Below are 13,630 nucleotides of genomic sequence, written 5' to 3'. Positions count from 1 at the left end.
AGGATCGCCCGCGAATGGTCTGGATCATCGTTCTCCTCGTGATCGTCGCGCTGATCGTGATCGCGCTGATCGCGCTCTACAACCGCTTCGTCCGCTACCGCAATCGCGTCGACAACGCGTGGGCGCAGATCGAGGTCCAGCTCAAGCGCCGGTGGGATCTGATCCCGAACCTCGTCGAGACGGTCCGCGGCTACGCGGCGCACGAGCGCGGCACGTTCGAGGCCGTCACCGAGGCGCGGGCCAACGCCCAGCGGGCGCAGGGTCCGGCCGACACGGCCGCAGCCGAGGGCATCCTCGGCCAGGCGCTCGGCCGGCTGTTCGCGGTCGCAGAGGCGTACCCGGAGCTCCAGGCGGACGAGAACTTCCGTCAGCTGCAGAGCGAGCTCGCCGAGACGGAGAACCGGATCGCCGTCTCGCGGCAGGTCTACAACGACACGGTCCTCACCTACAACAACGCGATCCAGACGTTCCCGGGCGTGGTGCTCGCCGGGCCGTTCGGCTTCGCGAAGCGTGAGTTCTTCGAGACGGACGAGACGCAGCGCGAGGCGCCGCGCGTCGACTTCTCGCCGGGCGCCGGTCCGGCGGCCGCATCCGTGGAGCCGCCGCCGTCGACGACCCCCGTGCCTCCCGTCGCGCCCGCCGAGCCCGAGGCGGGCGGCTCGAGCGCGCCCGGTGGCACGAGCTAGGAAGGCGCTCGCGCTCGCGGCGGTCGCGGCCGCCGCGCTCACGCTCACCGGCGTCGCCCAGGCCCAGAGCTACGAGCTCGTCTCGAGCGACGTCCAGGCGACCGTCCGACCCGACGGCTCCGTCGCGGTCGACGAGGCGATCACGGTCGCCTTCTCGGGCTCCTTCACCTACGGATTCCGGGAGATCCCGCTGCGCTCCGGCGAGCGCATCGACGAGATCGGCGTCTCGGAGAACGGTAGGCCGTTCCAGCCCGGCGCGCCGACCGACCTCGAGCCGGGCGGCCCGGCCGGGACGTTCGGCGTCGCCGATCTCGGCAAGCGCATTCGGGTGGTGTGGCGCTTCCAGTCGGACGGCTTCCAGCAGCGGACCTTCAAGGTCCACTACCGCTTCACGGGCCTCGCGGTGGGTTACGACGACGTCGTCGACGTGAACCTCAAGGTCTGGGGCGACGAGTGGAAGCAGCGCCTCGGGCGCCTCACGGCGACCATGACCGGCCCAGGGGACGTCGTCAGGGCCTGGGGGCATCCCGTCTGGGTGCGCGGCGATGTCACGCTGAACGGGCACTCGGCCCTGCTCCGGGCGCTCGACGTCGACGCCGGCCAGTTCGTCGAGCTCCGGGCCCTCTATCCGCGCCAGTCGTTCACCTCGACGGCGGGCATGAAGGTGCAGCGGGGGAACGGGCTCGGCAAGATCACCGCGGAGGAGCGCGACGACGCGCGGGCCTACGAGCGCGACAAGGAGCGGATCGACTCTGCGATCGCTCACCCGTGGCGGACGGCTCTGATCCTCCTTGCGATCGGTGCGCTCCCCGCGCTCGCGATCTCGACGTTCGTGTTCTGGCGGTTCGGGCGCGAGGTCGAGACGGGCTACGACCGCGAGTACGAGCAGGAGCCGCCGACCGACACTGCACCCGCGCTCGTGCCGACACTGCTGCGGCAGGGCGGTGAAGCCGGCTCGTTCGAGTTCACGGCGACGCTCTTCGACCTCATCCGCCGCGGGCACTACTCCGCGGGGCAGGTGACGACGGAACGGAGCCTCTGGGGTGGGCTGCGCCAGGAGCACGTTGCGGATCTCGACCTGTCGCGCGGCACTCCGGTCGAGCTGACCACGTGGGAGAAGTCGGTCACCTCGGTCGTCGACCACGTGCTCGACGGCGGCAGCACGCGCCTGTCCGAGTTCCGCGGCAAGATCGAGGACGAACGCTCCTCGATGGCGCCTCGGTTCGAGGGGTTCAAGGCGGCCGTCGAAGGCGAGGTGACGAACCGCGGCTGGTTCCGGTCGATCGGCCTCGTGCCGCTGATCCTCGGCATCGTCGTGTTCGCGGCCATCGGGGCGCTGCTCGCGTACATCGCGATCGACGGCTGGCGTTCCGTGTACCCCCGGTGGAGCGACGTCGTGCTGCTCGCGCTCGGCGTCGCGGCCTTCGTCAACGCTGCGGTGCTGCTCGGCGCCACCACCCGCCGCAAGCTCTGGCGCCGCCGCTCCGGTCCTGCCGCGCTCGAGGCGGAGCGCTGGGACGCCTTCCGACGCTACCTCCAGGACTTCCCGCGGCTCCAGGAGGCGCCGCCCGCGACCCTCCAGCTCTGGGAGCGGCTGCTCGTCTACGGCATCGCCTTCGGGATCGCGGACCGCGTCCTCCAGGCCGCGCACATCGCGATGCCCGAGGCGATGGCCCAGGCGAGCTCCGTCTACTGGATCTCGGGCCAGGGCAACCTCGGCAGCGGCGCCTCGGCGATGTCGATCGGCGACCTCGCCTCCGGCTTCGGTTCGGCCCTCGCGCCGCCCTCGTCCGGCTCCGGCGGCTTCGGCGGCGGGTTCTCCGGTGGAGGGGGCGGCGGAGGCGGCGGAGGCGGCGGAGGGTTTGGCTGACCCAGGGGACTGGCCCCGAAGGGGCCCGTCCCCCGCGATGCATACGAGGGTCGGTTGCGCTCTGGGTCAAACGCGGCGCGACGCCTCGTACAAGGCAATCGCTCCCGCCGCAGCCACGTTCAGCGACTCGGCTTCGCCGCACAGCGGGATCGTCGCCCTCTCGCACTCCGCCACACGTTCGTCCGGCAACCCGGCGCGCTCTGCGCCGAGCAGAAACGTGACCGGCGGTGAGAGATCCACCTGCGCGACCGGCTCGCCGCCATGCGCGACGAGCGCCACGCACCGTCCGCGGCGGTCGTCCCAGTCGAGGAGCGGCACGCGGAAGATCGCACCTGCGGAGGCGCGCAGCGCCTTCGGGGACAGCGGATCGGCGCACCCGTCGGAGAGCGCGATGCAGGCGCCGAAGGCGTCCGCGGTGCGGACCAGGGTCCCGACGTTGCCGGGATCGGCCAGACGCCACAGCGCGAGACAGGTGTCGCGACCGCCGGCCGGGAGGTCGGCGCGCCGATAGACGCCGATCGCGCGGGCCGGGTGCGGCAGCGTCGAGACGCGCGCGAGCAGCTCCGCCTCTACCGTCTCGCCCGCGACGAGCAGATGGACCGGCTGGATCCCCGCCTCGCGGGCGGCGGCCACGAGATCCTCTCCCTCGACGGCGAAGAGGCCGGTCTCCTCACGATGCTTGCGTTGCCCGAGGAGCTTCCGCACGAGCTTGAGCGTCTCGTTGTCCCGCGAGGTGATCACAGGCGCCAGTCGAGGGTGTTCCCGTGCGGGTCGACGTGGGCGACGACCCGCGAGGCTCCGGGCCACACGCGCAGCTCGAGCTCGAACGCGGTGTCCGTCCCCGCGCCCAGCTCCCAGCGCCGCACCGAGACCCAGGCGAGCGGCCTGTCGTCGCCGCCCGCCGTCTCGAGCGCCTCGGCGAGCTGCCGCGCCGCCGCGTCGGGCAGGTAGACGGTCGAGAACGTCTCGAACACGAGCGTCAGGGCGTCGGCGGTTCGCTCGGCGAGGAGCCGGGGCAGCACCTCCGTGTAGTCGCCCTGGATCAGCTCCGGCCGCTCGGGCATCCGGCGCAGCGTTTCGACCGCGGCGTCGAGACGGGCGACGCGCTCGTCCAGGCCCGGCCAGACGAAGCTCCGCAAAAGGAGGTATCCGTCCGGGGTCGTCGCGTCGACCGGCGCGAGGTCGATCCCGCGGCGCCTGTGCACGACGAGCTCGCGCCCGAGAAGCGAGGCCGGGACTGTTCCTCCCGACTGCTCGTCCGTCGTCAGCTCGAGCAGCGCGTCCGCAGGGCCGTAGGAGCCGTTCGCGTAGCGGTAGCGGTAGCGGTCGACGAGGAGGTTGAGGCCGGCGCTCGGGCCGAGCTCGATCAGCTCGAGCGGAAGACCGGTTTCGGCCGCCGCGGCCAAGAACGTCGGCAGCAGCATCGTGCAGCGCTGCACCTCGTTCGTCTGAACGCCGTGTGTCTCGACGCGCCGCCGCAGCTCCTCCCCGTGCCCGGCCAGCGCGGCGGCGAAGTCCTCGAAGCGCCCGCTCAGAGCGTCGGGCGCGGCGCCCGAGAGGGCGAGATAGTGGACGGCCGCGAAGAGCCGCAGAGGGACGTCCCACCGCTCGTCGTCCCCGACGATCGGCGAGATCGGCGCGGGGTCGTCCGCGAGTCGCTCGGCAAGCCGGGCGTAGACCGGCGAGCCGAGGGCCTCGAAGTGCTCCGCCTGCCCGCGGAAGGCGTCGGCGAGCGCGCTCAGGCGGCGGCGGACTTCGCGTCGTCGCCCGACGCGAGCGCCGCCTTCGCCTGCTCGGCGACGGCCGTGAACGCGGCCGGATCGGCGACGGCGAGGTCGGCGAGCGACTTGCGGTCGAGCTCGATTCCCGCCTTGTGGACGCCGTTCATGAACTGGTTGTACGAGAGCCCGTTCGCCCGGGCTGCCGCGTTGATGCGCACGATCCAGAGCGAGCGAAAGTTCCGCTTCTTGTTGCGTCGGTCGCGGTAGGCGTACACGAGCGAGTGCTCGACCTGCTCCTTCGCGTACTTGTAGTGCGTGCTCTTGCGACCGTAATAGCCCTTGGCCTGCTCGAGAACCTTGCGGCGCTTCTTGCGCGCGTGGACGGATCGCTTGACGCGTGCCATTACCGGAGCCCCAGGAGCTTCTTCACGGCCTTCACGTCGACCTTCGCGACGGGATGGCTCTTGCCGAAGTCGCGCTTACGCTTCGACGACTTCTTCGTGAGGTTGTGGCTCTTCATCGCGTGGCGGCGCGTCACCTTTCCCGCCCCGCTCACCTTGAAGCGCTTCTTCGCTCCGCTCCCCGTCTTCACCTTCGGCATCGTGTTTCACTCCTGCGTTCTTCGTCGGCCCCAGCACCATGATCATGTTCCGGCCGTCGAGTGTCGGCTGCTGCTCGACCTGCCCGAGCTCCTTGACGTCCTCTGCGAGACGCTCGAGAAGCGTCCGACCGCGCTCCGGATGGAGGTTCTCCCGCCCCCGGAACATGATCGTGACCTTGACCTTCGCCCGCTGGTTCAGGAAGCGGACGACGTGGCCCTTCTTGGTCTCGTAGTCGTGGACGCCGATCTTCGGCCTGAACTTGATCTCCTTGATGTTGATCGTCGACTGGTGTTTCCGTGCCTGTTTCGCCCGCTGCTCCTGCTCGTAGCGCCACTTGCCGTAGTCCATGACCCGCGCTACGGGTGGGTCGGCGTCCTTGGCCACCTCCACGAGATCGAGGTTCTTCGAGTACGCGTACTCGAGCGCCTCCTTCGTGTCCTTGATCCCGATCTGCTCCCCGTCCTCACCGACGAGCCTGACCCGCGGCACGCGGATCTGCTCGTTGATCCGATCCTGCTGGACGACGGGACGCGTCCTGTCCTCGGGACGACGCCGCGGTCTCAAAGGCAGTTCACCAAGCCGAGTCGATCCTCCTCATTCGTTGAAACGCCACTGCATGCAGCGGCGGCATTCCCTCGTCGGATCCGACTCGGTTGAACCACGCGCGGCCCGTGGCCGGCGTGGTGAGGGGCGATGCCGCTCCTGCTTTGCAGAGGGGCAGCGTAGCACCCTGGCCACGTGCGCGGTGGAATCCGGCTTCGCCGGTTTCCGCTAGAGCGGGCTCTGCTCGGCGATCTCGGCGACGAGGCCGTCGAGCGACATCGTCGAGACGCCCTCGCCTCCTCGCTTGCGGACCGCCATTGCGTCGCGCGCCTCGCGGTCGCCCCAGACGACGACGTACGGGACCTTCTGCAACTCGGCGTCGCGGATGCGCTTGCCGAGCGTCTCGTCACGCTGGTCGAGCTCGGCCCGCACGCTCGCGCCGTGCAGCGCGTAGACGAGCTCGCCGGCCTCCTCGCGGTGGTCTTCCGCGACGGGGAGCACGCGCACCTGGACGGGGGCGAGCCAGGTCGGCAGCGCTCCGCGGAAGTGCTCGAGGACGAGCCCGATGAAGCGCTCGAACGAGCCGTAGAAGGCGCGGTGGACGACGAACACCGGATGCTCCCGGTTGTCGGCGCCCATGTACGTCAGGCCGAAGCGCGCGGGCATCTGGGCGTCGAGCTGGATCGTGCCGAGCTGCCACGAGCGCCCGAGCGAGTCGGTCGCGTGCAGGTCGATCTTCGGCCCGTAGAACGACCCCTCCCCTTCGCCCACGAAGTACTCGATCGCGTGCCGGTCGAGTGCCTCGACCAGCTTTCCCTCGGTGAAGTCCCACTCCGCGTCGGAGCCGAGCTTGTTGTCCGGGCGCGTCGAGAGCTCCGCCCGCGGCTCGATGTCGAACAGCCCGTACAGGTAGCGGAGATACGCCATCGAGCCGTCGAGCTCGGCGTCGATCTGATCCTCGGCGCAGAAGATGTGCGCGTCGTCCTGCGTCACGTACCGGACCCGCGTGAGGCCGTGGAGCGCGCCTGCGAGCTCGTTGCGGTGGAGAGGCCCCGCCTCGGCATACCGGACCGGAAGGTCGCGGTAGCTGTGGAGGCGGGAGCGGAAGAGGAGCATGTGCCCGGGGCAGTTCATCGGCTTGAGCGCGTATGTGTGCTCGTCGTCGACCCGGATCTGGAACATGTTCTCCCGGAACTTCTCCCAGTGGCCCGACGTCTCCCAGAGGGACTTGTCGTAGATGATCGGCGTCCGCACCTCGTCGTAGCCGCGTCGCGCGTTCTCGGAGCGCCGCAGGTCCTCGAGCACGTTGACGAGCGCCATGCCCTTCGGGTGCCAGAACGGCGAGCCGGGTGAGTGCTCGTCGAAGTGGAACAGGTCGAGCTCGCGCCCGAGCCGGCGGTGGTCGTTCTGACGCGCCTGCTCGAGCCGTTCGAGGTAGGCGTCGAGGTCGGCCTGCGTGAAGAACGCCGTCCCGTAGATCCGCGTCAGCTGGGTGTTCTTCTCGTCCCCGCGCCAGTAGGCCCCGGCGAGGCCCGTCAGCTTGAGGGCCTTGATCGGCGACGAGTCCTGGAGGTGCGGTCCGCGGCAGAGATCGGTGAAGTCGCCCTGCGTGTAGAGCGAGATGTCGCCCTCGGCCGTGTCGACGAGCTCGACCTTGTACGGCTCGCCCTCCGCCTCGAAGCGTGCGCGGGCGTCGTCGCGGCCGAGCTCGACCCGCTCCCACGACCGTCCTTCGGCGAGCTCGCGCCGTATCTCCTCCTCGATCGCGGCGAGGTCCTCCTCACGGATCGGCTCGGGAAACTCGAAGTCGTAGTAGAAGCCGTTCTCGACCGGCGGCCCGATCGCGACCTTGACGCCGGGATGGAGGCGGCGGACGGCCTCGGCGAGCAGGTGCCCCGCCGAGTGGCGCAGGACGTGGAGCGCGTCGGGGTCGTCGTGGTTGCGCGTCGTGAGGATCTGGAGCGCCGCGCCGTCGGGCAGCGGCAGGCGCAGGTCACGCGGCTCGCCGTCGACGCGCGCGAGCACCGCCTGCTCGGCGAGCTTCGGCCCGATCGCGCGGGCGGCGTCGAGCGCGCTCGACCCGTCGGGAAGCTCGAGCGAGGTGCCGTCGGGGAGCGTCACGTTCACGTCGGGCCAGGATAGTCGGCGCCCGAGCGGATCAGGCGCCGTGCTTGTGCACCGGGCCGTGCAGGTCCTCGAACGCCCGCACCATCCGCCGCAGCAGGTCGTTCAGGCGGGTCTTCTCGTCCTCGTCGAGCACGCCCGCGACGAACGCCTCCTTCTGCGCCTGGATCCCGACCGTCTCTTCCCACAGCTCCTGGCCGGCATCCGTCAACTCGACGATCACGCCCCGCCGGTCGCCCGGATCGTCCAGGCGGCGGACCAGGCCGCGCCGCTCCATGTTGTCGAGGCGGTTCGTCATCGCACCGCTCGACAGCCCCAGGTGCTTCGCGAGCTTCCCGGGCTTGCCGCGGTACGGCGGGCCGGAGTAGCGCAGATGCCCCATCAGACGCCATTCGCCGTGGCTCAGGTCGAACCGCTCGAGCGTCTCTCGAGCCGAGCGGTCGAGATGCCGCTCGAGCCGCTGGATCCGTTCGACGATCCCCTCGGTCTCGAGGTCGAGCGTCGGCAGCTCGCGTCCCCAGACCTCGAGCTGCTCGTCGATCGAGTCGGGCTCCGAGGTCGGGCGCTTTGTCTTCACGCTGGGATCTTCCATCTCGAGACTCTTGACGTCAAGCTTCCAGGTCGTGTATCTTCAGCACGAGAGGTTCGATCTAAAGATACTTGACGGAGAGGAGGACGACCATGCTGGAGCAGCTCACCCCGGAGATCAGGCACGAGCTCGCCGCCGCCAGAGTGGCCGCCCTGCACCGTTCTGCGATGCCCGCCCACGCCGGCCCGCTCCGCCGGGCGGTCGCAGCGGGACTCGTTCGCCTCGGGCTGCGACTGGGATACGAGGGCAGCGTCCCGCCGCTCGTAACGCAGCATCAGAGCAGCGTGGGTGCCAGGCTCGAGCCTGGCACCCACACGGTTTCCTTCCTCACCGAGAGCGACATCGAGCGCGAGCTCGCAGCCCCGTTCGGTCTCAAGCTGGCACGTCTCAGAACGTGATCACGCTGCGGATCCCGTCCTGGCGCTCCATCAGCTCGAACCCCTGATCGACCTCGTCCAGGCTCAGGCGGTGCGAGAGCAACGACTCGACGTCGATCTCGCCGGCGAGCCAGCGGTCGACGAGCAGCGGCACCTGCGTGCGGCCCTTCACGCCGCCGAAAGACGAGCCCGTGACCCGCCGGCCGGTGATGAGGAAACGGGGGACGATGTCGAGCGTCTCCCCCTTGCCCGCGACACCGCACATCGTCGCGAGCCCCCACGCCTCGCGCGCCGCCTCGACCGCCTGCCGCATCACCTGCACGTTGCCGGTCGCCTCGAACGTGTAGTCGGCGCCGAAGCCTCCCGTCTCCGACCGGATCCACTCGACGGTGTCGTCGCCTGCGAGCCGCGTATCCGTCGCGCCGTGGTGACGCGCCTGCGCAAGTCGCTCCTCCGAGAGATCGATCGCGACGATGCGCTCGGCCCCGGCCAAACGCGCTCCGATGACGACGCCCAACCCGACGAGGCCGCAGCCGAAGACGACGCACGTCGATCCCGGCTCGGCGCGCGCGGTGTAGAGGACGGCGCCGATTCCGGTCGAGAGCCCGCAGGCAAACGGCGCGCAGCCCTCGAGCGGCGCCTCGGGGCTCACGTGCGCGAGCGCGATCTCCGGCATCACCGTGTACTCGGCGAAGGTCGAGGTGCCCATGAAGTGGCGGAGCTCCTCCCCACCGCGTGACAGGCGGGAGGTCCCGTCGGGGAGGTAGCCGAGCCCCTGCTGCTCGCGGATCGCGATGCAGCGATTCGTCCGGTCGCTGCGGCAGTGGACGCACTCGCCGCACTCGGGCGCGAAGAGCGTGATCACGTGGTCGCCGGGCCGGACGAGCGTCACCCCGTCCCCCACCCGCTCGACGACGCCCGCACCCTCGTGGCCCAGGACGCACGGCGCGTAGCCGGTCGGGTCGGCCCCGGAGGCCGTGTAGAGGTCGGTGTGGCAGACGCCGCAGGCCGCGAGCCGCACGAGCACCTCGCCGGTCTTCGGCTCGGCGAGGTCGACGTCCTGGACGACGAGCGGCTGCCCGAACTCCTCGAGCACGGCGGCGCGGATCCTCACGCGCGCGATCCTACTGAGGGGCCGACAGCACGAGCGGCCGCGAGGCCGCGTCGGCCCAGCCCTTGCCGCCGACGACGAGCACCCGGACGCGATCGGCCCCCGACGGGATCGCGAAGCTGGCCTGCGAGCGGCCGTCGAGCTTCGACCTCGAGACGGGTCGCCACGCGAAGCGCTCGCGGTCGTACGACTGGAGCACCGCCGTCGCGCCCGGCCGCGCCGGGTCGGTAGCGGCGTGCACCGCGTCGCCAGCCTTCACGACGCGAACGAGGGGCCGCACGAGGACGCGGACAGCAGGGCTGACGAGGCTTCCGGCGAGCGCTCGGTAGACGGCGGGAGCGCCGACCGGTACCCCGACGACGAAGCTGCCGTCGGGACGCGCACGGACGGTGCGCTCACTGCCGGCGCCGCGGAGCGTCACCGTCTCCGTCCCGATCGGCGCGAGACCGGCGAACACGACGCGGCGCCCCGAGGCGACGGGCCCCTCCGGCCCGGAGAGGACGAGCCCGAACACGTCGACCTCGCCCTTCATGAACTTGTGGATCGTGCAGTGAAACGGGTAGCGGCCCTGCTTCGCGAACGTGAACGTGAACGACCCGCCCGGTGGCACGAACCCCGACGAGAAGGCGTCGTCGTCCGCCGTGACAGTGTGGTTGATCGCGTCGTCGTTCTTCCACGTGACGGTCGTGCCCACGAGCACGTCGAGATGGTCGGGCTCGTAGAGCTTCCCGGGAATCGTCACGGTACGGACCGGCGCGTCGGCGGCCGAGGCTCCTCCCGCAACGAGCGACACGGCTACGAGTGCCAGCACGGCGGCGCGCTTCATCGACTCACGCGGTAGATGCCGATCATGCCGTTCATCATGTGGCTCTCGACGTGGCAGTGGTAGAGCCATGTCCCGGCGATGTCCTCGCGCCAGCGGATCTTGTAGCTCTCCGCCGGGCCGATGACCTGCGTGTCCCGCGGGCCGTCCGCCGTCAGCCACCGGTGGCCGTGCACGTGGAAGGTGTGGAAGTCGTCCCCGATCGCGAGGACGTCCCACTGGACGACGTCGCCGACCTTGGCGTGGAAAACCGGTGTGTTGCCGACGAACGCGCGGCCGTCGATCGTCATGAACCCGAGGTGGGAGGAGAGGTAGACGACGAACTCCTTGTCCGGCGCCCGCTCGTTGGGGCCGAGGATGGAGAGAGCGCCGTAGAGGCCGCCGTCGATCGATTCCGTCATCGACGGCGAATGGTCGTGGTAGGGCCAGACCCCCTCGGACGCGCGCTCGGCGACGAGCCGATACGTGAAGCTCTCGCCCGGCTTGACGTTCGCACCCGGCCCGGAGAAGCCCGGGATGTACGCGCCGTCGGAGCCGAACTGGTAGCGCACGCCGTGGAAGTGCATCGAGTGGGGCTGGTTCGTGAGCGTGTCGAGGTTGCGGAAGTGGACGAGCAACGTGTCGCCGACACGTCCCCGGATGAGTGGCCCCTGGATCCCCTGGTCGCCGGCCTCGTTGGGAATCGGCTTCGCGAAGTCCTTCGTGTACTGCCGGTAGACGACAGTGCGGAACACGGTCTTGTCGGGCGTGAACGACTCTCCCTCGATCGCGTTCCGCCCATTCGGCACGACGTTCCACGTCACCGGGACCGCCGCGACCCAGTACTCCCGAACGTGGCCCGCGGGCTCCGGGCCGCCGGATGCCACGGACGTGAGCACGCCGGTCGCGCCGACGACGGCGAGCGCGCCGGCGAGGGCCGCGAGCGCAAGCGCCCGCGGCCCTCGGAGAGCCCGCCTCGCGATCACTGCGACGCAGGCCGATGCAGCGCTCGACGGCTCACTGCGTGACGACCACCGTGCCGCCCATGTCCGGGCCGTGGATCCAGCAGAAGTACTTGTAGGTCCCGGGCGCCGAGAACGTCACCCGCGACGCATGCGGGAGCCCGATCGGCGCGCCGGATGTCAGCGGCGTCACGAAGAAGCCGTTGCCGTGCGTCGTCGTGCCGTCGTACTTGTACGGGGCCGGATCCGTCGCGAAGGGCAGCACCGGCGAGACCTGGTTCGGGCTCGACGGTCCGGTCGGGAAGAGATCGGTCTTCTTCTGGAAGTCCTCGATGTACTTCTTCGGGCCGAGCACGATGTTGTGCACCTCGCTCGACGACTTGTTGACGAAGGTGACGGTCGTCCCGGCCTTCACCTTCAGCACCTTCGGGTAGTACGCGAGCATCGCCACGCCGCCGCCGACACCCATCGCGACCGTGTTCGGCGCCGCGACCTTCGTCTTGTTCAGGGCGATCGCCTTCGGGTAGGCGGCGGTCTGCGCCGCGAGCGCCTGCGCCTTGACCTGGTCGGGCGTCTTCGGCAGGGCCGAGCCCGCCGGCTTGACCACGACTGTCCCCTTCATCCCGGGGTGCAGGGTGCAGAAGAGCGTGTAGACCCCCGCTTTCGGGAATGCGTACGTGGCGGTCTGGGGCGGATCCTTCGGCCCCTGGGGGCCCATGGCGCCGCTCGAAACCGGCGTGCCGGGCGAGATCGTCTTCGGCCCGAACGGCCCGAAGGCCTGCGGGTTGTAGATCAGCTTGGGCCGCCCGTTGAAGTAGAACGGCGTCCCTGCCGCGTCCGACAGGCCCGCATACGTTCCCTTGGCCGGATCCGGCATGAGGAGCGGGATCGGCTTCGGGTTGTACGTCACGGAGTGGAACGAGGCGCTCGAGAACGTCACGCTGTCGCCGGCGGCGATCGTCACCTTCCCGGGCAGGAACTGGTTGATGGTCCCCGGCACCTTCCTGAGGCTCGCGGGTGGCTGTGCGAACTCCCCGAGGTAAACCGTGAACGTGGTAGCCGAATGGGCCTGCCGCGCCGGGCTCGCCGCGCCCGTGACCGCGAGCGCCGCCAGAACGGCGCAGGCCAGTGCGAAGCACTTCATTCGATAGTCCCCCCTTTCAAGGGCTTGACGTTGCGCACTTCCACGCGTTGCCTGCCGCCGCGCCGGCCGACTATAGACGTCTGCTCGGTCAGCGTCGAGTGAAGTCGCGAGTGCGTCGGGGCTCTTGACTTTCGCGACCGCAGTCGCCTCTAATCATTCATCCGATGACGACGCGGCTCGACCCGAACGAACGAGACGACGAGGCGCGCCGATGAGCGCAGCCGGCGCGGAGGCGCTGCAGCAGCCCGCGCCCGTGCTGCGGCTCGAAGCCGTGCGCAAGAGCTTCGGCGACAACCTCGTGCTCGACGGGATCGACCTCGACGTCACGCCCGGAGAGGTGCTCGTGATCATCGGCCCGAGCGGCAGCGGGAAGAGCACGCTCCTGCGCTGCGTCAACCTGCTGGAGCCGATCCAGGCGGGCCGGATCTTCTTCGAGGGGGAGGAGATCACGAGGAAGGGCGTCGACGTCACCGCGGTCCGTCAGCGCATCGGGATCGTCTTCCAGCAGTTCAACCTGTTCCCGCACCTCACCGTGATGCAGAACCTGACGCTCGCGGCCCGCCGCATCCGGAAGCTGCCACGTGCCGAGGCCGAGAGCCGCGCCCGCGAGCTGCTCGAGGTCGTGGGGCTCCCCGAGAAGGCCTCGCAGCATCCCCACCAGCTCTCGGGCGGGCAGCAGCAGCGCGTCGCGATCGCCCGGGCGTTGATGATGTCTCCGCACGTCGTGCTCTTCGACGAGGTGACCTCGGCGCTCGATCCCGAGCTCGTCGGCGAGGTCCTCGTCGTGATGCGGGACCTGGCCCGGGACCACGGGACGACAATGCTGGTGGTCACCCACGAGATGCAGTTCGCCCGCGAGGTCGGGGACCGAGTCGTCTTCATGGACGGCGGCAAGATCGTCGAGCAGGGGCGTCCGCCCGACGTTCTCGACAATCCGCGGGAGGAGCGAACGCGACGGTTCCTGCGGCGCTCGCTCCAGCTCGCCCATTCGCTCGAAGAACTGTCAGTCACCAACGAGGAAGGAGCTGCAGGATGAAGAGGATCATCCTCGCGACGGCCGGGGTCGCCCTCGTCGCAGTCGTCGCCGCGGCGTTCGGAG

The 13,630-nt window shown here is 70.0% G+C and carries 15 protein-coding genes; 4 read left to right on the top strand and 11 right to left on the bottom strand.

Annotated elements, in window-relative coordinates; all coding sequences use genetic code 11:
* The first annotated feature begins 14 nt into the window (after window positions 1-14).
* Both VNM44_RS07310 and VNM44_RS07305 read left to right on the top strand, forming a co-directional pair.
* Window positions 15-686: a LemA family protein gene (locus VNM44_RS07310; protein WP_325624327.1), complete on the top strand. Its 672-nt coding sequence runs from the start codon at window positions 15-17 to the stop codon at window positions 684-686.
* Window positions 673-2,556 carry a DUF2207 domain-containing protein gene (locus VNM44_RS07305; protein ID WP_325624324.1) on the top strand — a complete coding sequence of 628 codons (1,884 nt, stop codon included), beginning with the start codon at window positions 673-675 and terminating at the stop codon, window positions 2,554-2,556. The genes VNM44_RS07310 and VNM44_RS07305 overlap by 14 nt, the downstream gene beginning before the upstream one ends.
* Window positions 2,557-2,622: 66 nt before the next feature.
* Here the strand turns inward: VNM44_RS07305 and VNM44_RS07300 are convergent, their stop codons facing one another.
* The 7 genes from VNM44_RS07300 to VNM44_RS07270 form a co-directional block, all read right to left on the bottom strand.
* Complete coding sequence (locus tag VNM44_RS07300) at window positions 2,623-3,297, bottom strand: RNA methyltransferase (protein ID WP_325624320.1); 675 nt, start codon at window positions 3,295-3,297, stop codon at window positions 2,623-2,625.
* Complete coding sequence (locus tag VNM44_RS07295) at window positions 3,294-4,298, bottom strand: DUF2332 domain-containing protein (RefSeq protein ID WP_325624380.1); 1,005 nt, start codon at window positions 4,296-4,298, stop codon at window positions 3,294-3,296. Before VNM44_RS07295 ends, VNM44_RS07300 begins: the two co-directional genes overlap by 4 nt.
* On the bottom strand, window positions 4,295-4,681 hold the full coding sequence (gene rplT, locus VNM44_RS07290; protein WP_325624317.1) for a 50S ribosomal protein L20: 387 nt from the start codon (window positions 4,679-4,681) through the stop codon (window positions 4,295-4,297). Before rplT ends, VNM44_RS07295 begins: the two co-directional genes overlap by 4 nt.
* A complete protein-coding gene (locus tag VNM44_RS07285) occupies window positions 4,681-4,815 on the bottom strand; it encodes a large ribosomal subunit protein bL35 (protein ID WP_325624316.1) in 135 nt (44 codons plus the stop codon). Before VNM44_RS07285 ends, rplT begins: the two co-directional genes overlap by 1 nt.
* Window positions 4,757-5,443, bottom strand: coding sequence for a translation initiation factor IF-3 (gene infC / locus VNM44_RS07280; protein WP_325624312.1), 687 nt, complete (start codon window positions 5,441-5,443; stop codon window positions 4,757-4,759). Before infC ends, VNM44_RS07285 begins: the two co-directional genes overlap by 59 nt.
* 207 nt (window positions 5,444-5,650) lie before the next feature.
* On the bottom strand, window positions 5,651-7,549 hold the full coding sequence (gene thrS, locus VNM44_RS07275) for a threonine--tRNA ligase (protein WP_325624308.1): 1,899 nt from the start codon (window positions 7,547-7,549) through the stop codon (window positions 5,651-5,653).
* A gap of 31 nt (window positions 7,550-7,580) precedes the next feature.
* On the bottom strand, window positions 7,581-8,123 hold the full coding sequence (locus VNM44_RS07270; RefSeq protein WP_325624306.1) for a MarR family transcriptional regulator: 543 nt from the start codon (window positions 8,121-8,123) through the stop codon (window positions 7,581-7,583).
* 104 nt (window positions 8,124-8,227) lie between these two features.
* On the opposite strand from VNM44_RS07270, the gene VNM44_RS07265 reads away from it, so the two are divergent.
* Entirely contained in the window at window positions 8,228-8,533 is a 306-nt protein-coding gene (locus VNM44_RS07265; protein ID WP_325624302.1) for a hypothetical protein, read from the top strand.
* Here the strand turns inward: VNM44_RS07265 and VNM44_RS07260 are convergent.
* Genes VNM44_RS07260 through VNM44_RS07245 form a run of 4 tightly spaced genes read right to left on the bottom strand, consistent with a single transcriptional unit; the run spans window position 8,523 to window position 12,531 of the window.
* Window positions 8,523-9,626, bottom strand: a complete 1,104-nt coding sequence (locus VNM44_RS07260) for an alcohol dehydrogenase catalytic domain-containing protein (RefSeq protein ID WP_325624300.1) — start codon at window positions 9,624-9,626, stop codon at window positions 8,523-8,525. The genes VNM44_RS07265 and VNM44_RS07260 overlap by 11 nt on opposite strands.
* 10 nt (window positions 9,627-9,636) lie before the next feature.
* Window positions 9,637-10,449, bottom strand: coding sequence for a cupredoxin family copper-binding protein (locus VNM44_RS07255; RefSeq protein WP_325624296.1), 813 nt, complete (start codon window positions 10,447-10,449; stop codon window positions 9,637-9,639).
* Entirely contained in the window at window positions 10,446-11,411 is a 966-nt protein-coding gene (locus VNM44_RS07250; RefSeq protein WP_325624293.1) for a multicopper oxidase domain-containing protein, read from the bottom strand. Before VNM44_RS07250 ends, VNM44_RS07255 begins: the two co-directional genes overlap by 4 nt.
* A 31-nt stretch (window positions 11,412-11,442) precedes the next feature.
* A complete protein-coding gene (locus VNM44_RS07245) occupies window positions 11,443-12,531 on the bottom strand; it encodes a cupredoxin domain-containing protein (RefSeq protein ID WP_325624291.1) in 1,089 nt (362 codons plus the stop codon).
* A 211-nt stretch (window positions 12,532-12,742) separates the two neighbouring features.
* Between VNM44_RS07245 and VNM44_RS07240 the strand changes: the two genes are divergently transcribed.
* Window positions 12,743-13,567, top strand: a complete 825-nt coding sequence (locus tag VNM44_RS07240) for an amino acid ABC transporter ATP-binding protein (RefSeq protein WP_325624289.1) — start codon at window positions 12,743-12,745, stop codon at window positions 13,565-13,567.
* Window positions 13,568-13,630: the final 63 nt, after the last annotated feature.

Origin of the sequence: Gaiella sp., assembly GCF_035558935.1 — a bacterium.
GTDB lineage: Bacteria > Actinomycetota > Thermoleophilia > Gaiellales > Gaiellaceae > Gaiella.
This window is presented reverse-complemented; position numbering and strand designations above follow the sequence as displayed.

Bases quoted from the DNA above. Each gene is read 5' to 3' on its own strand.
- VNM44_RS07255 (WP_325624296.1), bottom strand. From the start codon at position 10,449: ATGAAGCGCGCCGCCGTGCTGGCACTCGTAGCCGTGTCGCTCGTTGCG.
- rplT (WP_325624317.1), bottom strand. From the start codon at position 4,681: ATGGCACGCGTCAAGCGATCCGTCCACGCGCGCAAGAAGCGCCGCAAG.
- VNM44_RS07245 (WP_325624291.1), bottom strand. From the start codon at position 12,531: ATGAAGTGCTTCGCACTGGCCTGCGCCGTTCTGGCGGCGCTCGCGGTC.
- VNM44_RS07265 (WP_325624302.1), top strand. From the start codon at position 8,228: ATGCTGGAGCAGCTCACCCCGGAGATCAGGCACGAGCTCGCCGCCGCC.
- VNM44_RS07240 (WP_325624289.1), top strand. From the start codon at position 12,743: ATGAGCGCAGCCGGCGCGGAGGCGCTGCAGCAGCCCGCGCCCGTGCTG.
- VNM44_RS07310 (WP_325624327.1), top strand. From the start codon at position 15: ATGGTCTGGATCATCGTTCTCCTCGTGATCGTCGCGCTGATCGTGATC.